The sequence below is a fragment of the Microbacterium sp. AK009 genome (assembly GCF_013410955.1).
GTDB lineage: Bacteria > Actinomycetota > Actinomycetes > Actinomycetales > Microbacteriaceae > Microbacterium.
The window spans coordinates 378,133-392,797 of record NZ_JACCCG010000003.1; the positions used below are offsets into that span (position 1 = coordinate 378,133).

General features: G+C 70.3%; 11 protein-coding genes and 2 tRNA genes. 7 read left to right on the forward strand and 6 right to left on the reverse strand.

Annotation, left to right across the window (positions count from 1 at the left end; translation table 11 throughout):
- The first annotated feature begins 13 nt into the window (after positions 1–13).
- Positions 14–1,264, forward strand: a complete 1,251-nt coding sequence (locus HDC37_RS08395) for a low temperature requirement protein A (RefSeq protein WP_179559947.1) — start codon at positions 14–16, stop codon at positions 1,262–1,264.
- Here the strand turns inward: HDC37_RS08395 and HDC37_RS08400 are convergent.
- Complete coding sequence (locus HDC37_RS08400; protein ID WP_308472145.1) at positions 1,240–1,725, reverse strand: MarR family transcriptional regulator; 486 nt, start codon at positions 1,723–1,725, stop codon at positions 1,240–1,242. The genes HDC37_RS08395 and HDC37_RS08400 overlap by 25 nt on opposite strands.
- 108 nt (positions 1,726–1,833) lie before the next feature.
- Here HDC37_RS08400 and HDC37_RS08405 point away from each other — a divergent pair, with 108 nt between their 5' ends.
- On the forward strand, positions 1,834–4,017 hold the full coding sequence (locus HDC37_RS08405; protein WP_179559948.1) for an MMPL family transporter: 2,184 nt from the start codon (positions 1,834–1,836) through the stop codon (positions 4,015–4,017).
- A 506-nt stretch (positions 4,018–4,523) separates the two neighbouring features.
- On the opposite strand, the gene HDC37_RS08410 is transcribed toward HDC37_RS08405, so the two are convergent.
- The 5 genes from HDC37_RS08410 to HDC37_RS08430 all read right to left on the reverse strand — a co-directional run bounded on the left by HDC37_RS08410 (position 4,524) and on the right by HDC37_RS08430 (position 10,074).
- Positions 4,524–5,603: an LLM class flavin-dependent oxidoreductase gene (locus tag HDC37_RS08410; RefSeq protein ID WP_179559949.1), complete on the reverse strand. Its 1,080-nt coding sequence runs from the start codon at positions 5,601–5,603 to the stop codon at positions 4,524–4,526.
- 17 nt (positions 5,604–5,620) lie between these two features.
- Positions 5,621–6,295, reverse strand: coding sequence for an NADPH-dependent F420 reductase (locus HDC37_RS08415; RefSeq protein ID WP_179560094.1), 675 nt, complete (start codon positions 6,293–6,295; stop codon positions 5,621–5,623).
- Positions 6,296–6,404: 109 nt separating this feature from the next.
- Positions 6,405–7,757, reverse strand: a complete 1,353-nt coding sequence (locus HDC37_RS08420) for a deoxyribodipyrimidine photo-lyase (RefSeq protein WP_179559950.1) — start codon at positions 7,755–7,757, stop codon at positions 6,405–6,407.
- 40 nt (positions 7,758–7,797) lie between these two features.
- Positions 7,798–8,652 (reverse strand): alpha/beta hydrolase fold domain-containing protein, encoded by an 855-nt coding sequence (locus tag HDC37_RS08425; RefSeq protein ID WP_179559951.1) that lies wholly within the window; start codon positions 8,650–8,652, stop codon positions 7,798–7,800.
- Between the two features lie 33 nt (positions 8,653–8,685).
- The gene (locus tag HDC37_RS08430) at positions 8,686–10,074 is read right to left on the reverse strand and encodes a diacylglycerol kinase family protein (protein ID WP_179559952.1); all 1,389 of its coding nucleotides are present in this window, start codon (positions 10,072–10,074) and stop codon (positions 8,686–8,688) included.
- Positions 10,075–10,118: 44 nt separating this feature from the next.
- On the opposite strand from HDC37_RS08430, the gene serS reads away from it, so the two are divergent.
- From serS to HDC37_RS08455, 5 genes are all read left to right on the forward strand, one after another.
- Entirely contained in the window at positions 10,119–11,393 is a 1,275-nt protein-coding gene (gene serS, locus HDC37_RS08435; protein WP_179559953.1) for a serine--tRNA ligase, read from the forward strand.
- On the forward strand, positions 11,390–12,310 hold the full coding sequence (locus tag HDC37_RS08440; protein WP_179559954.1) for an HAD hydrolase family protein: 921 nt from the start codon (positions 11,390–11,392) through the stop codon (positions 12,308–12,310). Before serS ends, HDC37_RS08440 begins: the two co-directional genes overlap by 4 nt.
- Before the next feature lie 567 nt (positions 12,311–12,877).
- Positions 12,878–12,962, forward strand: a tRNA-Ser gene (locus HDC37_RS08445).
- Positions 12,963–12,984: 22 nt separating this feature from the next.
- A complete protein-coding gene (locus HDC37_RS08450) occupies positions 12,985–14,289 on the forward strand; it encodes an LCP family protein (protein WP_308472146.1) in 1,305 nt (434 codons plus the stop codon).
- A gap of 71 nt (positions 14,290–14,360) precedes the next feature.
- A tRNA-Ser gene (locus tag HDC37_RS08455) sits at positions 14,361–14,452 on the forward strand.
- Positions 14,453–14,665 lie beyond the last annotated feature (213 nt).

The following is a 14,665-nucleotide window of genomic DNA, read 5'->3' on the forward strand; positions in this document are numbered from 1 at the left end:
CTACACTGACGTCGTGAGCCACGCCGACCCCCCGGCTCCCTCCGCCGGCCGCCGCCCCGGTCGGGTGCGCCTGCCACGACCGATGACGAGCGGCGAAGACAGCCGGGTCACGACCTTCGAGCTGTTCTTCGATCTGGTCTACGTCTTCGCCTTCACGCAGGTGTCTCGGCTCATGGCTGAGACGCACAGCGCGCCAGGCATAGCCCAGGCACTCATCGTCCTGGCCCTGTTGTGGTGGACCTGGGTCGGCTACGCGTGGCTGGCCAATCGCCTCCCGGCCGACCAGCCGTTCCTGCGCACCGGCATGACGGTCGCGATGATCGGCGTCTTCGTCTGCGCGCTGGCCATCCCCGAGGCCTTCGACGACTTCGACGGCGGGCTGGACGGTCCGCTGGTCTTCGCCGTCGCGTATGCGGTGGTGCGTGCCGTGCACCTCATCCTGTTCTTCGTCTCCGCGACGGACGACCCCGGGCTGCGCCGTCAATTGACGGTGTGGAGCCTCTCCTCGGTGCTCCCCGCGTGCGCGGCCATCGTCGTCGGCGCTGCGATCGGTGGCGAGGTGCAGGCGTGGATCTGGGTGCTGGCGATCGTCTTCGAAGGACTCGGCACCCGGGTGCTGGCACCGGGTGGCGGCGGGTGGCGTATCCATTCCGTCGCCCACTGGTCGGAGCGGCACGGTCTCATCGTCATCCTCGCCCTCGGTGAATCCATCGTGGCGATCGGCGTGGGGGTGGCCCGTGATCCGGTCAGCGTGCCGATCCTCCTCGGCACCGCGACATCCATCGTGATCTCCGTGCTGCTGTGGTGGTCGTACTTCCGTCGCCTCGCGACCGTGGGTGAGCACGCGCTCGCCCGGCTCTCGGGCGGGCCCCTCGTCAAGCTCGCTCGCGACGCGTACTCGTACGTCCACTTCCTGATCGTGGCGGGGATCGTGCTGACCGCCCTCGGCATCGAAGACGCCATGGCCCACATCACCGATACCGAGCCGCTCGGATGGTTCGGTGCGGCGGCCCTCGGGTCGGGCATCGCCCTGTTCGCTGCAGGGACGATCTGGTTCGCCGTGCTGGTCGGCGAGCGACGCCCCCTGTTCCGCGGCGCGGAGGCGGTCGTGGCCGTCATCTCCATCCCGCTTCTGGCGGTCCTCCCCCCGGCGGGGGCGTTGACGGCGGCGGTCGTCCTGATGGGGGTGGTCGCCGGCGCGGAGGGCTGGGTGCACCAGCGTGCGGACCGGCGTGAGGCTCAGTCGTCCTCGGCGGCGGCGTGAGCCCGGTAGGTCGCGATCACCCGTGACAGGTAGCGGGCGATGACCTGCTGCTCCTCCGGGGTGAAGTCGTTCAGCTCGCGGTCGACATCCTGGATCATCGGCATGAGCATGCCGAGCGCCCGGGCACGGGATGCGGGGGTCGGGACGACCATGACGCCGCGGCGATCGGTGGGGTGCGGCTCGCGGGTGACGTGACCGAGAGCGACCAGCCGGTCCACGGCGGTGGTCGTCGACGCCGTCGAGATGCCCAGGCGCTTGGCCAGCTCGCTGGGAGCCAGGGGGCCCGCCATCAGCAGGTGCTCCATCGCCTCGAGGTCTGTGGGGTTCACCGTGAGCTCGCGGCGCATCCGCTCCTCGAACAGCTCGGTGACCTCGAGCACTTCGCGCAGCAGAGTGGTGGGCGCGCGGAAGGACGGTGCGCCGGAGCGCGCCGGCGCAGGAGGGAGGTCTGCGGCGTGCACCCCCTCAGTATATGTGCGCTAGTCTTCCTCATATCTAGGCTTTCTAATTAAATGTCTCTCATCGATCACCCCTCTCCATTCCTCTGACCAAACCCCGGGAGAAGACGGATGTCCGGCTACCTGCGCTTCATCACTGCGGCCAAGACCTCGTGGATCGTCCTCGTGCTGGCTGCTGCGGCGGCTGCCGCCCTGTTCGCGTGGGGGAGCGGAGGCGGCTCCGACAGCGCGCCCCCGGTCGGTCTGCCGGACTCGGCGGAGTCGGTGCAGGTCGATCAGCTGCTCGAGGAGTTCCCGAGCGCCGACGCCACCTCGGCCTTCCTGGTGTTCCAGGCCGAGGGCGACGAGTTGAGCGTCGATGACCTCGAGACGATCAACGCCAAGGTGTTCGGCGACCTCGTCGACTTCACCCCCGACGGCTTCGTCCCGCCCGCTCAGGTCTCCGATGACGGCCGGGTCGCGTTGGTGATCGTTCCCCTCGAGCCCGAGACGAGCATCGAGACGCAGTCCGAGCGTGCAGATGAGATCCGGGATGTCGCCATGGCCGACCTGGGTGACGACGTGCAAGTCTTCTTCACCGGGCCTGAGGGCTTCGAGATCGACCTCGCCGCGGTCTTCGCCGGCGCCGATATCACCCTGCTCCTGACCACCGTCATCGTCGTGGCGATTCTGCTGCTGGTCACCTACCGGAGCCCGTGGCTGTGGCTGGTGCCGCTGGTGGTGATCGGTGTCGCCGACGCCCTTGCCGGCATCGTCGCCCGCAATGTCGCCGCCGCCGTCGGGGTCGAGCTCGACCCGTCGATCACCGGCATCCTCTCGGTGCTCGTCTTCGGTGCCGGAACCAACTACGCCCTCCTCCTGATCGCCCGCTACCGCGACGAACTCCGACTCCACGAAGACCGTCGCGAGGCGATGCGCCGCTCGGTGCGCGGCGCAGGACCGGCGATCATCGCCAGCGGCTCGACCGTGGCCCTGGCGCTCGCAACTCTGCTGTTCGCCGAGCTCGCGGGCAACCGCGCCCTGGGCCTTGCCTGTGCGGTCGGAATCGTGGTGGCGATGATCTTCGCCCTCGCGGTGCTCCCCGCCGCTCTGGTGCTGTTCGGTCGCGGCCTCTTCTGGCCTTACATCCCGCGTTACGGCTCGCGCGATGCCATTTCGCGCAGCCCCTGGGGCAAGCTCGGGCGCGCCGTCTCGCGCCGCCCCGCGATCGTCGCGATCAGCGGGTTCGTGGTGCTCGGGGCGCTCGCCTCGGGCGTGTTCTTCGTGCAGACCGGTCTGTCGCAGAACGACCGGTTCCTCGACAAGCCTGAGGCGGTGGTGGGCCAGGAGATCATCGCCGACGCGTTCTCGGCTGGGGCGACCTCGCCCGCCACGGTGGTGATCAGCCGGGATGACGCCGAAGCGGCCGTCGCAGAGATCGAGGCGCTCGACGGCGTGGACGCCGCAGCGATCGCCGAGGAGACCGACGATCTGGCGCGCATCGACGTCACGCTCGACGCCAGCGCCGAGACGCCCGAAGCCTATGCCGCCATCTCCGCGATGCGCGCCGCGCTGAATGACGTCGGCGCCGGCGACGGACTGGTCGGCGGACTCGACGCGCGCTCGCTCGATGTCGCCAACGCGCAGGCGCGCGACCAGGCGCTGGTGATCCCGCTCATCCTGGTGCTCGTCTTCATCGTGCTGGTCGTGCTGCTGCGAGCTCTCGTCGCGCCGCTGCTCCTGCTCGTCGCCGTGGTGGTGAGCTTCTTCTCGGCGGTCGGGGCGAGCTGGTGGCTGTTCCAGACGCCGCTGTTCGGCTTCCCCGCGATCGACACGAACGTCCTGCTCTTCAGCTTCCTGTTCCTCGTCGCCCTCGGCGTGGACTACAGCATCTTCCTCGTAACCCGCGCCAAGGAGGAGGCTGACCGACTCGGCATCACCCAGGGGATGATCCGGGCGCTCGCCGCCACCGGCGCCGTCATCACCAGCGCCGGCATCCTGCTGGCCGCCGTCTTCGCCGTCCTCGGGGTGCTGCCGCTCATCACCCTCACGCAGATCGGCATCATCGTCTGCATCGGCGTGCTCATCGACACCCTGCTCGTGCGGACGGTCATCGTGCCGGCGCTCACGTTCCTGCTGCGCGATCGCGTGTGGTGGCCGCGTCGCCCGAAGCTCAGCGACGCCGAAGCGGCCGCGCAGGGCGCGGACGCGTTCGCCGACCCGCTGGAGGTCGAGCGTCGCCGCGCGGCCGCCGCCGCGGCGGATGGGGTGGGGTCGGACGATCCGTCGAAGGAACCCGCCGTCGCAGAGCGCTGAGGCGTCTCCTGCGCCTCGCGCGGTGCAGCCTCGGGGATCCGCGCAGCCTCGGCCCACACCCCCGGATGGGCCGAGGTTGCGCCGATCTCCGAGGCTGCGTCGGAACGGGTGCCGCGGGTGCACTCCTCAGCGTCTTCCACCGCGGGCCTCGCCGCCCGCGTCGGCCCCGCGTCGGCCCCGCGTTGCCCGCGTTGCCCGCGTTGCTGAGGATTTTCGCGCTCACGCGGATCGGAAGCCACTTTCCCATCCGCGCGAGCGCGGAAATCCGCGCGAGCGAGCGACGAGGGCGGCGCGACCCACCCCCGCTCGCTGAGCGAGCGCGACCGACCCCCCGGTCGTTGAGCGAGCGCTTCCGCCCCCGTCGTTGAGCGAGCGCAGCGAGTCGAAACGCCCGCGCGCGCGACCGACCCCCGGTCGTTGAGCGAGCGCAGCGAGTCGAAACGCCCGCACATCTCCTCTCGTCGCTGCGCTCTACGCTCGACGAACGCCGCGTCAGCGGTCAGCCGTCAGCCGGCGACGAGCGCGGGCGTTGTCCCGGCGCGAGACCCCATCGCCTCGGCGAGGAGGGTGAGCGACCGGGTACGGCCCGCCGCGGCATCCGTCTGCTCCGACGCGAATGACCCGGCGATCGGCGAGACCATCACCTCGTCCACCCCGGCGCGCGCAGCGAGGCCCGCAAGCCCCGCGGCCACGTCATCGCCGGTGCCGACGAACCAGGTCGCGCGGGCAGCGGCCATGATCTGGTCGGCCATGGGGGCGAGCGGCGGCGCGCTCTGCGCGTCTTCGACGGTCTCGAGCGGGGTGAGGGGCTGGTTGGTGCGCAGGCGCACCATCATCCGCAGCTGCGGTAGCGCCCGAGCCTCGGCCTCCTCGGCGGTGGCCGCCGCGACGATGTTCGCCGTGACGAAGGTGCGCGGTGCCGGGTGCGCCTCGGACGGGCGATACTGATCGCGGTAGAGCTGCAGCGCGCGCTCCAGCCCAGACCCGGAGAAGTGGTTCGCGAAGACGTAGGGAAGACCGAGCGAGGCCGCGAGCTGGGCGGAGTAGTCGCTCGACCCGAGCAGCCACACGTCGGGGGCGCCCTGCGCGGCCGGCGTCGCCCGCACCTCGTAGGTGCTGCCCGACGTCAGGCGGATCGCCGCTCCGTCGGGGGAGGTGAGGGTGAGGATGTCGCCGATGTGGTCCGGGAAGCGCTCGACGTCGCTCGTGGTCCCCGACATCCGCAGCAGCTGTGTGATGACCGGGTCGCTGCCCGGCGCCCGCCCGATCCCCAGATCGATGCGTCCGGGGGCGATCGCCTCGAGCGCGGCGAACTGCTCGGCCACGACGAGCGGGGAGTGGTTGGGGAGCATCACCCCGCCGGACCCGACCCGGATCCGTGAGGTGCGCGCCGCCGCCGCCGCGATCAGCACCGGCGGCGTGGTCGACGCGACGGCGGGCATGTTGTGGTGCTCGGCGAACCAGTACCGCTCGTAGCCGAGACGTTCGGCGGTCTCGACGAGGGCGAGGGATGCCGCGACCGCCTCGGCGCTGGTCTGACCGGCGCGCACCGGCACGAGGTCGAGGACCGACAGGGTGATGCTCATACCGAAGGGTGCTCCGATCAGGGAAGACGGCTCGCGCGGGCGAGGTTCGCGCGCATCTCAGCGGCGGTCTGGCGCTGCCCGTACCCGGGGCGGTCGCGCTCGAGACGCCACGATTCGCTGAGTGGGCCGGCGTTGACGGTGTCGAAGCCGAGCTCGTCGTAGAGGCGCGTCATCGCCTCGATGGCCTCGGGGAAGTCGCTGGCGGTGCCGAGCGCGCGGCGGTTCGGCGTTCCGGCGGGCGAGCCGTCGGTGGTGATCTGCGCGGAGAGGATGTTGTTGAACGCCTTCACGACCTTCGAGGTCGGGAGGTGATCCTGCAGCAGCTGCGAGGTCGTGGTCTCGCCGCGGTCGAGGGCCTCGATGTGGCCGTCGCGCTCGAAGTAGTAGTTGTTGGTGTCGAGCACGATCTTGCCGGCGAGGGGCTCGACGGGGATGGCGCCGATCGCCTTGAGCGGCACCGTCACGACGGCGATGTCAGCCGCCTCGGCGGCCTCCTGCGCGGTGGCGGCGCGGAGCTTCGGCCCCACCTCGTCGACGAGACCCTGGAGGGTCTCGGGTCCGCGGGAGTTCGCGATGACGACGTCGTAGCCGACGCCGGTGAAGGCGCGGGCGAGCTGACTGCCGATGTGTCCGGCCCCGATGATTCCGATAGTGGTCATGTGTGGGCCCAACGGGCGGACCCGGTCGGGCATTCCCACCGCGCGCTTGTCCCGACCTCCAGCACGATGCGGCCGAACCCGCCTCCGCGGCCCGGATCAGCACCGCTCCGGCCGGTTATGCAGGAGTTGGGGACACACCTCGTCAGCGCGGCGCGCGCTTGACCTTCTCGTACGCCTCCAGCGCCGCCTTGCGCGATTCCTTCAGGTCGACGATCGGCGCGGGCGCATCGCCCGAGACGTGCTCGGGTGCCCACTCGCGGATGTACTCCCGCTTCGGGTCGAACTTCTCGGCCTGCAGCTCGGGGTTGAACACCCGGAAGTAGGGCGCCGCGTCGGCGCCCGAGCCCGCGACCCACTGCCAGCTGAAGGGGTTGTTCGCCGCGTCGGCATCGACGAGGCAGTCCCAGAACCACTCCTCGCCCCGCCGCCAGTCGATGAGGAGATTCTTGATGAGGAACGACGCCGTCACCATCCGCACCCGGTTGTGCATCCAGCCCGAGATCCAGAGCTCTTTCATGCCGGCGTCGACGAGCGCGACCCCGGTCTCGCCCTTCTGCCAGGCCCGCAGGTGCGAGGGCTTCAGCTGCGGCCACGGGAAGGCGTCGAACTCGCGGCGGAGGTTCACCGTGGCGAGGTCGGGGTGGTGGAAGAGCGTGTGCCAGGCGAACTCGCGCCACCCGAGTTCGGAGAGGAACCGGCGCGGGTTCCCCTCGTCGACCGCGGCGTCCCAGATCTGGTAGGGGCTCAGCTCGCCCCAGCGCAGGCGCGGCGACAGCATCGATGTCGATCCCGACGCCGGCTCGTCGCGACTCCGGTCGTACCCGCCGAGGTCGCCGGCGATGAAGTCCTTCAACCGACGCCTCGCCGCCGCCTCACCCGGTGTCCACCGCTCGCGAAGCCCGCCCGCCCAGTCGGGGTCGGTGGGGAGCAGCCCCCAGGCGTCGAGATCGTCGGAGTCCACGCGCCCCGAGAAGCCCGGCACCTCGCGGGGCTCGGGCAGCGGCGCCCGCGGCGCCGGCAGCGACAGGCACGCCCGCCAGAACGGGCTGTACACCGAGAAGGGGGTGCCGGCGCCGGTCTTCACCGTCCACGGCTCGAACAGCAGCGAGGCGGCGAACGACTGCACCGTCACGCCCCCCTTCCGCAGGCTCGCCTTCAGGTCGGCGTCGATGTCGCGTTCAGGCAGGCTGTAGCGCCGGTTCCAGAAGACCGCGCCGGCGCCGGTGTCGGCGACGAGAGAGGGGAGGACATCGGATGCTGCGCCCCGCTGCAGTACGAGGCTCGCCCCCTTCTCGGCGAGGTCTTCGCTGAGCGAGGTCAGCGAGTGGTGCAGCCACCATTTGGCCGCTCCGCCGAGCGGGCGCATGCCCGGGGAATCCTCGTCGAGCAGGTACAGTCCGATGACGGGCGCGTCCCGGTCGAGCGCCGCGCGCAGCGCGGGGTTGTCGGCGAGGCGGAGGTCGTCGCGGAACCAGACGATCGAGGGCGCAGCCATGCACCCATCCTGGCCTCCGCGCGACGCCCGGGGGTCGCGTTCAGGCTCCTGCCGTCGCCGTCGACCGTGTGCGGATCCACGTGCCGGACGTGGCGATGGCCTGGCCGGCTTCGGGGAACACGCCGAACCAGATGGGCCAGACGTGCTGCATCCCTTCGCCGACGACCAGTTCACCATCGGTCGATCGGGCGACCAGGCGCCGCGCGTCATCCAACAGGATCTCGTCGCTCCCCGCGAAAGCGAGGAGCGGAGGAAGGGCGTCGGGAGGACTGAATACGGGTGAGAGCCGGGGGTCGTGCGGCTCCGTGCCCGCCGCGTACCATCCGGCCATCTCGAGGAGGCTGTCGCGCGTGCACTCGATGTCCACCGCGGCGTTGGAGGCCATGGTGTCGCCCGAGCACGTCAGATCGCCCCAGGGCGAGAAGAGCACCAGGCCGTCCGCGTCGACCTCAGCGGCGGTCGCAGCAGCGAGTCCGCCCCCGGAGGAGTCGCCCGCGATGAACCGCGGGAGATCTGTCGGCAGGGAAGCGAAGGCCGCCCGGGCATCCTCGAAGGCGGCGGGGAACGGGTTCTCGGGTGCGAGCCGGTACGCCGCCACGACGACCTCGGCGGACGCTGCGCGCGCGAGGTGGCCGGCGGTCTTCCTCCGCGAGGCCGGGGACCCGAGCATGTAGCCGCCGCCGAAGAGATACAGCACCCTCGCGTGGATCTCGCCCTCTGCGGGACGGACCGACAGACCGAACGGATGGGCGCGCGTCGTCACGCCGATTGGCTCCGCGGTGGCGTCCTCGGCGTGCTCGCCCGCCTCGCGTCGCTGCGGGATCGGCAGCGACACCTGCTGAGGGGCGGACGCCATCGCCGCCCAGAAGGCGATCGCCTCCGGGGATGCGGTCATGCGCGACACGGTAGTCGCCGAACTGTCGCGCCGCTACAGCCCTTCGACCTTGTGCCCGCGAGGGAGGGCGAGCAGGAGCGAGGCGGGCTCCAGTCGCACCCGCACCTGAGCGGCCTCGCCGAACTCGTCGCCGTCGAGCTGGACGGGGTGGGGCTCGGAGGTCGCGAGGTCCACACCGAGGCCACGCGAGTAGCGCACCGCGTTGTCCTTCGTGCGCAGCGCCATGACGCGACGGCCGCTTCGGAACCGGCGGAGGAAGCTGTTGTCCCACGCCACTCGGCGCCAGACGAAGATCCAGCCGAGGAGACCCTTGGGCTGGATGAAGACGATGTCGAGGTTGCCGTCGGCGACCGACGCCTCGGGGATCAGCTCGAGCCCCGCCGGGAGCGACCCGCAGTTGGCGAACAGCACGCTCTGCACGCGTGCCGCGTGGATGCGGCGCTGCGGCAGCTGGTACATCAGGCGGAAGGGCTTCGCGGCGGGAAGCGACCGGGCCACGCCATCCACGTACGCCACCCAGCCGACCTGCTTCTTCAGTTTCGGGTTGGTGTTGGCGATCATCGCGGCGTCCAGGCCCATGCCGCCCATGACGACGAACGCGTGCTCGTCGACCGTGCCGTCCTGGCGTCGGAGGCTGGCGAAGCCGACATCCATCGCGAGGGAATCACCGTCGAAGGTCGCCCTGATCATGGCGTCGGGGTTGTCGAGGGGGAGGAGGAGGTTGCGGGCGAGGAGGTTGCCGGTGCCGCTCGGAACGATCGTCAGGGGAACCTCGGTGCCGGTCATCGCCTCGGCCACGGCGCGGACGGTGCCGTCTCCGCCGGCGACGAGCACAGCGGTCACGCCTTCCTTCAGGGCCTGGCGGGTGACGTCGTCGCCGAGGTCGTCGACGGTGGTCTCGTAGAACAGCGGTTCTGACCAGCCCGCGTCCTGCGCCGCGCGCTCGACGCGCGCGCGCAGGTCGTCGGCGTCGACCTTGGTCGGGTTGTACACGAGGGCGGCCTTCGGGGTCGGGCGCTCCTCGGTGTCGGCCATCGGCTCGGGCTCACCCTCCGCCGACACACGGCGGGCCTCGCCTTCTTCGCCGTCGGTGGTGTCGGGCTCGACGTCGTCGGGCTCCCGGATGACGTCATCGGGGGCGGCGGCCTCGGTCGGGTCGGGGGTGTTCTCAGAGCCGCTCGTCGGCTCCGGGGCGTCGGACGACGCTCCGCTGTCCATCTCCTCGCCGTCCAGGAGGTCGCCCGGCGTGATGTCGTCGTGCGAGAGCGCACCTTCCGCGACCTCTTCGACCTGCTCGGTGAGTTCTTCGTCGGCGGCGCGGAGTTCGGGCTCGTCGGGCCCGTCGGAGTAGACCGCATCGGACGGATGCGGCGGGTCGGCGCGGTCGGGCGCCTCGTCGTTGTCGTTCTGTCCCCCTGGCATGCACTCAGACTAGGACCCGGGAGGCCGGTGATTAGACTCGTCCCGTGATCGATGCCGTGCTTCTCCGTGACAATCCCGAGCTGGTCAAGCGCTCGCAGGAGGCACGGGGGGAGTCGGCGGACACCGTCGACGCCGCCCTCGACGCCGACCGCGCCCGCCGCGCGGCCATCACCGCGTTCGAGGAGCTGCGCGCGACGCAGAACGCCCACGGCAAGCGGGTGGCCCAGGCGCCGAAGGATGAGAAGGCCGCGCTCGTCGCCGAGGCGAAGGAGCTCAGCGAGCGGGTCAAGGCCGCCCAGCACGCCGTGACCGCGGCCGAGGAGGCCGCGGAGGCCGCGTTCGCGCGCATCGAGAACATCGTCATCGACGGGGTGCCCGCCGGCGGCGAGGACGACTTCGTCACCCTTCGCACCCACGGCGAGACCCCCACGTTCGACTTCACGCCCCGCGACCACCTCGAGCTCGGCGAGCTTCTCGGTGCGATCGACATGGAGCGCGGCACGAAGGTCTCGGGGAGCCGCTTCTACTTCCTCACCGGCATCGGCGCCCGGTTGGAACTCGCGCTCATGACCCTCGCGCTCGACCGCGCGCTGGAGGCCGGCTTCACGCCGCTCGTGCCGCCGACCCTCGTGCGCCCGGAGGTGATGCGGGGCACCGGGTTCCTCGGCCAGCACGCTGACGAGGTGTATCACCTCGAAGAGGACGACCTCTACCTCGTCGGGACGAGCGAGGTCCCCCTCGCCGGCTACCACATGGACGAGATCCTCGACCTCTCCCGCGGCGCCAAGCGGTACGCCGGCTGGTCGACCTGCTACCGCCGCGAGGCGGGCTCGTACGGCAAGGACACCCGCGGCATCATTCGCGTCCACCAGTTCAACAAGCTGGAGATGTTCGTCTACACCACCGTCGACGACGCCGAGGCCGAGCACCAGCGCCTCGCCGACATGCAGGAGGGCATGCTGCAGGACCTCGGCCTGTCGTACCGGGTGATCGACGTCGCCGCCGGCGACCTCGGCTCGAGCGCGGCACGCAAGTACGACATCGAGGCGTGGGTGCCCACCCAGAACGCGTACCGCGAGCTGACCTCGACCTCTAACTGCACGACGTATCAGGCGCGGCGCCTGAACATCCGCCACCGCCTCTCGGCCGACGAGGGCGGCAAGACCCAGTTCGTCGCGACCCTCAACGGCACGCTCGCTACCACCCGGTGGATCGTGGCGATGCTCGAGACCCACCAGCGGGCCGACGGCTCGGTGGTGGTGCCCGAGGTGCTGCGTCCCTACCTGGGTGGCCTCGAGGTCATCGAGCCGGTCTCATGACCCCCGAATCCGCGGAGACCGGGCTCCCCGACACGGGCGAGATCGAGCGCACTGAGCAGGAGGACGCCGCCGAGCTCGTCGAGGACCTGGCGACAGGATCCGAAAGACCGGATGCCGCGGGGGAGCGCCTTCTCATCGTGCTCGACATCGACGGCACGGTCCTCCTCGAAGACGAGACGCTCAGTCCCGGGGTCGTCGACGCCGTCGCGCACGCCGGCTCCGCCGGCCACGAGGTGATGCTCGCCACCGGACGCAGCTGGGAGTCCACCCGCGGCATCCTTCGCGTCCTCGACATCGCCCCCGAGTACGTGGTCTGCTCCAACGGCGCGATGGTGATGAAGCGGGTCGAGGCCGACGAGGTGCGCTACGACCGGTGGCACACCGAGACCTTCGACGCCGCCGAGGTGCTGCGCCTGCTGCGCGAGCACCTGCCCGACGCGCGGTACATGGTCGAGCTCCCCGACGGCAGCCGCCTCTACACCGAGTACCTCGAGGACTGGAACCTCGCAGGCGCCCGCCGCGTGTCGTTCGACGAGCTCGTCGCGCAGCCCGTGTGCCGTGTCGTCGTGGTCTCGCCCGGCGACAGCGAGGACGACTTCATCGAGCTCGTCGAGCGCGTCGGGCTGAACGAGGTGTCGTACGCGGTCGGCTGGACGGCCTGGCTGGATGTCGCCCCGCAGGGCGTCGACAAGGGCACCGCGCTCGAGCTGGTGCGCAAGGAGCTCGGCATCGACCCGTCGCGCGTGATCGTGATGGGCGACGGGCGCAACGACGTCGGCATGTTCGAGTGGGCGCTCCAGCACGGCGGCCGAGCCGTGGCCATGGAGCAGGGGCCCGACGAGGTGCGCGCCGCCGCCGGCGAGGTCACGAGCACCGTGCAGGCCGGCGGCGTGGCCGCCATCCTCCGCGCTCTGTAACGGCGGGTGCCGGTTCGCCGCCGGCCCGCCCGCTCCATCCGCCGCCGGTCCGTCCCGGCCCCGCCCGCTCCATCCGCCGCCGGTCCTCACCGGCTCGGCCGCTACATCCGCCGCCCGTTCTCACCGGCCCGCCCACTCCATACGCCGCCGGCCGGTCCCCACCGCTCACCCACCCCATCCGCCCCGGCCCGCCCGCTCCATCCGCCGCCCGTTCCCACCGGCCCGCCCACTCCATCCGCCCCGGATGTCTCAGAAGCGGCGGTCCCGAGGTGCTTTCTCCGCACTTCCTGAGACATCCGTCCTGGGGATGTCCCAGAAGGTGCGGCGTCACGGTCGCGAGCGCGCATCTTGTGCGACATCGGTGGCGGGAGGTGGAGACGGATAGGCGCGGTGGAGACGGATAGGCGCGGCGGAGACGGATAGGCGTGGTGCAGACGGACAGGCGCGGCGAAGACGGGCAGGCGCGCCTCCCAGGGCTCTGCCAGGCGCTGTGGGAAGAATGAGGGGTTGGCGCTGTCGACTAGACTCGACGCCGATTCGAGCGGATGCCGCAGGGCATGCGTTTCGGGAGGGTTGTCCGAGCGGCCGATGGAGCTGGTCTTGAAAACCAGTGGGCAGAGATGTCCCGTGGGTTCGAATCCCACACCCTCCGCTTCCTACCTGTGAGGACCCGAGTGAGTCAGACGAGCAGAACCGGCACGCGTGGTCGCAAGACGGTCGCCCGGCACGGCCGGCTGCGGTCGCCGCATCCGTTCGCGTCGATGATGAAGATGCTCGGCATCGTCGCGGCCGTCGTGCTGGTCTCGGGGCTCGGTGTGAGTGCGTACGCGTATTACGACCTGACCACGAGCTTCGCGTCGGAGGCTGTGGAGCTGGAGGGTCAGGGGTCCGTGCCGCCCGATATCGGGGCGATCGAGGGTGGGGTCAATCTCCTCCTTGTCGGCACCGATGAGTGCGAACCGGAGTACGCGCAATACTTCGGCGCGCGGTGCACAGGTCCGGAGGCGTCGGGGCAACTCAATGATGTCAACATGCTGCTGCACATCTCCGACAACCCGCGACGGGTGACGGTCATCTCGTTCCCCCGAGACCTCATGGTGCCGATCCCCTCGTGCACGCGTGAAGACGGCAGCGAGACGAGCGGATCGAGCTACGAGCAGATCAACTCCGCGTGGAACTACGGGGGCCTGAACTGCGTGGTGAAGACCGTCTCGCAGCTGAGCGGCATGAACATCCCCTTCGCGGCGAAGGTCAGCTTCGGCAATGTGATCAACATCACCGACGCGATCGGTGGCGTCGACGTCTGCATCGGCAACGGCGGCATGCGCGATCGGAACACCGGCATCGACTGGGCTGCGGGGCCGCGTAATGTCCAGGGCTTGGAGGCCCTCCAGTTCCTGCGCACGCGCTACGGCCTGGAGAACGGCAGCGACCTGGCGCGTATCAGCAATCAGCAGCAGTACATGTCTTCTCTCGCGCGGAAGCTCGTGAGCGAGGAGGTGCTGTCGAACCCGTCCACGTTGCTCCGACTCGCCACCACGGTCGTCGACAACGTCACTCCCTCGCAGAGCCTCACGAACCCGGTGACGCTCGTACAGATCGCGCGGGCCGTTCAGGGGGTGCCGTTCGAGGAGATGGTGTTCGTCCGCTACCCGGTCGTCACCGACCCCTACGACGCAAACCGTGTGGCACCGGACGAGGACGCGGCCGAGCAGCTGTGGGCAGCCCTCGAGGCCAACCAGCCGCTGCAGCTGACGAGCGATCCGAACACGAGCGGCGGCGTCATCACGGCCGACCCCGCGCCGACCGATGCACCCGTCGAGGGTGAGCCCGTCGAGCCCACTGAGCCCGTTGAGCCCACGGATGGTGCCGCGCCCGTCGAGCCTGCTCCGACCGAGACCGCCGCCGTGCTGCCCGAGTCGATCCAGGGTCAGACCGCCGCGCAGGAGACCTGCTCGGCCGGAAACCTTTCGGGGTGAGCTCCGTTTCGGTGTCGCGCGCGGCACCCGTTATGATGGCTGAGCGCGTCCGGGTTTCCGCTCGGATGCCTGGAGACGTCGCATAGTCAGGCCTAGTGCACCACCCTGCTAAGGTGGAGTCCCCTCACGGGGACCGAGGGTTCAAATCCCTCCGTCTCCGCCAAGAAAATCCCTGTTCAAGTCGCATTTCGGGATGCTTCTGCCACGAGATCTGCCATTCTGGCCACGATTGCGGCGGCGATCGGCTTGAGCAATACGCGCAAGCTCGCGCACGCTGGTTCAGTGAATTGTCCAACTGAATCTTTGCGGCGGCTGCGGACTGACGTGCGACGCAGGAGACCGAGGGCGCGAGTCCCTCGGCCCTCATCTGTGATTT